The following is a 3,518-nucleotide window of genomic DNA, read 5'->3' as shown; positions in this document are numbered from 1 at the left end:
TTGCCTCCGTGAGCGGTCGGTTGGAATTACCCGCAAGGATCTTCATCGCGCTCGCCGCTCATTCGCCCGATAGGGTTGCTAGGACGGATAACGTCACGTTAACGGTTAGAGGGGCTTCTGGCCTATTTTCTGACGCTGCCATCGTTTCCTTCGGAGGTGATCGCCCACTCGGTTTGGCTGTATTACCGTCTTCCTTTGAGCCTGTGCACGGTCGAAGATCTTCTCGCCGCGCGCGGGAGTATGTCAGACACGAAACCTACCGGCGATAAGCCGAGCCGATCTCGCCTTTTCGTTCGTCGACGAGGCTAAGATATTGCGCACCGTCGTCCATGATCGCGGGGGACAGCTGCTTGAGCCAATCGGTTGGCGACCTAATTTCAGCGGGAGCCGATATCGGGATCAGTTCTTCGAGGATGCGGTACCGCGCCGGATCATCCGGCCCCGACCCCGCTCTGGCGGTGGTCGTTGGCCAAATTTCGGAGTGAATTGTTTTGAAACTGCCGTTCAGAGTAGCCATAGCCTCGTTCACGATGGTGATGAAAACCGTTGCTTGCCGCTTCCTGTGTGGAGCATTTACGGTTTCGCGGTGAGGATGCGGACGGCGTTTCGAGGCCGGCGAGAGTACACCCATGAAAGTACACCGCATCAGAGAGCCGCTCGTCAAGCCGCTTGAATGCGTCTATCACTATGCGCCAATTCATTTGTGCTGTCTCCTGCGGAGACTGAGTGACCTGGCCATGTTGATCAGTGCCGCAGCTGACGGATCAACCGCTTGAGTGTTAAAGTCTGCACCCCACCCGCATAAACAAGCAATACTGATTTCAGCAATTTGCATAAATAGCGCATAAACGGCGTGGCTTTTTGACATTGATCGGAAACGAAAAAATCAGGAACCGTGCAAGATCATTTTATACACTGCAAAAATCAAATGGCGTCAAATTCGCGGCGCTGACTCACATGTGTTACGATGCATACGTTTCTACGATATCTCATTGCCCGAAGCCGATCATGCACAAGCGCCTGTCACTGCTCGTCCGCTCTGCTCTCTATGCATTACGCGGAGGATTTCTTGTTAGGCCTTTAGTTATCGCGCTTCTTCTCGGGGCCGCGGGCGCGATTTTGTCCTTCGCCGAGGAGTACGCCCCGGCTCTCAACGCCTGGATTCCGGAGGTTCTCTTTCCGTCACACCAGGATCCGCAGGTTGCGCAAACGATCCTGGCGGGCATCGCGAGCTCGACCATGACGGTCGTGTCGATCATTTTCGCGATCCTCCTGATGACGCTGACCTTGGCCTCCACGCAGTTTTCGCCCCGTATCCTCGTCAGTTTCGTCAGGGATCGCAGCACTCAATGGACGCTTGGAATCTTTCTTGGCACATATTGCTTCTGCATGGCGGCCCTGCCAGCCGTAAGGTCTCAGCCTCATCCCTTCGTGCCTGTCGCGACTGTTATGACGGCTATGATATTGGCGCTCTTGTGCGTCAGCTGGCTGATTTTCTTTATTCATCACATATCGCAATCGATCAGCGTCAATCAGATAGTTGATCGTATCGCCCGGGAGACCGAGCTCGTCATTGATGACCTCATGCCACACCCACGCGGTCCCGCCGAGCAACCAGAGCACGGGGGCCCCTTCCGCAAGGCGCGCGAACGGCTCATCGTTAGCCGGAGGTCAGGCTACATCCGGTTTGTCGATGTTCCCTTTCTTGTCGAGCGTGCAAAAAATTACGGCGTGCAGATCGTCCTGGAGCGACGGGTCGGTCATTTCGTTCCGTCCGGCGTTCCGATTATGCGGGTGTTGGAGTCCGGTCGGGTGACGCCAGATCGAGAGGCTGAGCTACTGTCGGCCTTTGATATTGGTCCTGCCCGCACGATGCAGCAAGATGTGGAATTTGGGATCATTCAGATTGTCGACGTGGCTTTGCGAGCGATTTCTCCTGCTATTAATGACCCCAGCACAGCGATCAGCTGCATTGATCAGCTTAGCCGGGTCCTTATCAAATGGGCGGGTCGTTCTCCGCCCCGAACCTATCTTCACGGCCCGCCCCATGTTTTGCGCGTCGTCATGCCCTGGATCGACTTCGATGGCTTGCTCGATACCGCGTTTGAGCAAATTCGTCATTATGCCAAGGCCGACATCGCCGTGAGTCTCCGTCTGCTACGGGCGTTTGATGATATTGCGAGCACTGGAGTGCCGCCTCAAGAACTGCAATCCCTGTTTCGATGTGGCCGGCGTGTGATCGAAGGCTGTGAGGAAACGCTCCCTGAGGCGGATCTTTCAAGACTGCGCGAGCGGTTGAAGCGATTGGAGGGACGGTCGTTCGCGCATGATCTGAGGGAAGCTTGACGCTCACCCGAGCGCTTGATCGCGGCGCCTTGGAGAACTGGCGATTTGACGCCGTGGTTGCCGACCATCGACTTGGCCCCGGCCTGACCGGCACGGCAGCGGCGGCGGAAATCGCGCGTAGGCCCGGACGTAAAATTCCGACCGTGATCGTCACAGGCGACACGGGTGAGGAACGGCTTGCGGAGGTCTCCAGGAGCGGCTTCGCGATGTTGCACAAGCCGGTTGCCGGCGATGTTCTTCGCCAAATGCTGGCGTCGCTGGTAAAACATGGGAGGTCTTCATTGATCTTCGGATCAGCTTAAAGTGACGATGTCCCAATGTGAAGGATGGGTTGGGGCCCCGCCGGATCGCTCGTTTGCAACGAAACTTGCGTGCGAAACGACTTTAAAATATGCGTTGCCCGAACCTTATTCTGACCTTTTACACTCGGCCAACCTGGCCGAGACCGAATGTCCGGTTCCGCCAATCGCGGCTCGCAAACGGACCGACGCAAATCCACCCGCTTCAGCCGATCGAGCCATGACGCACCCCTCGGTCTGGAAAACAGTTTTCCACGAAAGAATCCCGTCTAAAGGTAAAGCTCACGTTTAACGTGTCTCTGCCGAACATAGTAGAAATCTGGACAGCCAAAATAGCTGGGAAGCCGCATTGGAATTTCGGGCGGCCTTTTCGGGCATGAACGCCGCGATATCGTTTCTCTAACAGTTCGGAGGGTGAAGGAGGAACACCATGCGGCCCGTTAAAATGATGGCGACCATCGCCGCCGCGTCCGCAAATAAAAACCAAGTCAACGTTTCGGCATCCTAAGCGCCTGCCGACGCCTCAATTGCCTTACGATGTTCGGGAATGCGATTCCTGCAGTACAGGACAGCAACGGTCCCTGATTGGCTCCCCGGCCAACGGCGGTGACGGCAATGCAATGCCCCGTTGAGACGTCGGCGCTGGGCCGGCGTCCGCAAAGGAAACCGAAAGAGGGCGTCGCCTTGCGCCGGGCGCATCGTCGAATATTATTGACGTCGACGCATAGGACTCGCTGCTCAAACCCATCGCGCGCTCACGCCGCTGGATGGAGGCGATCCTCTCTCGCAAGATGTTCCTTCGAGGAGGTCGCCGTGGCGGGCGCGCGGCAATTGGCGAGACCGCGCGATCCGCGAGGTGGCGTTCATTTTTTT

At 56.7% G+C, this 3,518-nt stretch carries 3 protein-coding genes; 2 read left to right on the top strand and 1 reads right to left on the bottom strand.

The features are described from left to right. Positions 1-256 precede the first annotated feature (256 nt). Positions 257-631, bottom strand: a complete 375-nt coding sequence (locus BM177_RS19825; RefSeq protein WP_139223758.1) for a hypothetical protein — start codon at positions 629-631, stop codon at positions 257-259. Positions 632-867: 236 nt separating this feature from the next. On the opposite strand from BM177_RS19825, the gene BM177_RS19160 reads away from it, so the two are divergent. Both BM177_RS19160 and BM177_RS19155 read left to right on the top strand, forming a co-directional pair. Beyond that, positions 868-2,346 (top strand): DUF2254 domain-containing protein, encoded by a 1,479-nt coding sequence (locus tag BM177_RS19160; RefSeq protein ID WP_244532460.1) that lies wholly within the window; start codon positions 868-870, stop codon positions 2,344-2,346. Then, complete coding sequence (locus BM177_RS19155) at positions 2,343-2,648, top strand: response regulator (RefSeq protein WP_091686872.1); 306 nt, start codon at positions 2,343-2,345, stop codon at positions 2,646-2,648. The genes BM177_RS19160 and BM177_RS19155 overlap by 4 nt, the downstream gene beginning before the upstream one ends. Positions 2,649-3,518 lie beyond the last annotated feature (870 nt).

It is taken from the genome of Methylocapsa palsarum (genome assembly GCF_900114285.1).
Lineage (GTDB): Bacteria > Pseudomonadota > Alphaproteobacteria > Rhizobiales > Beijerinckiaceae > Methylocapsa > Methylocapsa palsarum.
The sequence above is the reverse complement of the archived record's forward strand: the minus strand, read 5'-3'. Positions and strand labels throughout refer to the sequence as shown.

Coding starts and splice junctions, on each gene's coding strand:
- BM177_RS19825 (WP_139223758.1), bottom strand. CDS start 631: ATGGGTGTACTCTCGCCGGCCTCGAAACGCCGTCCGCATCCTCACCGC.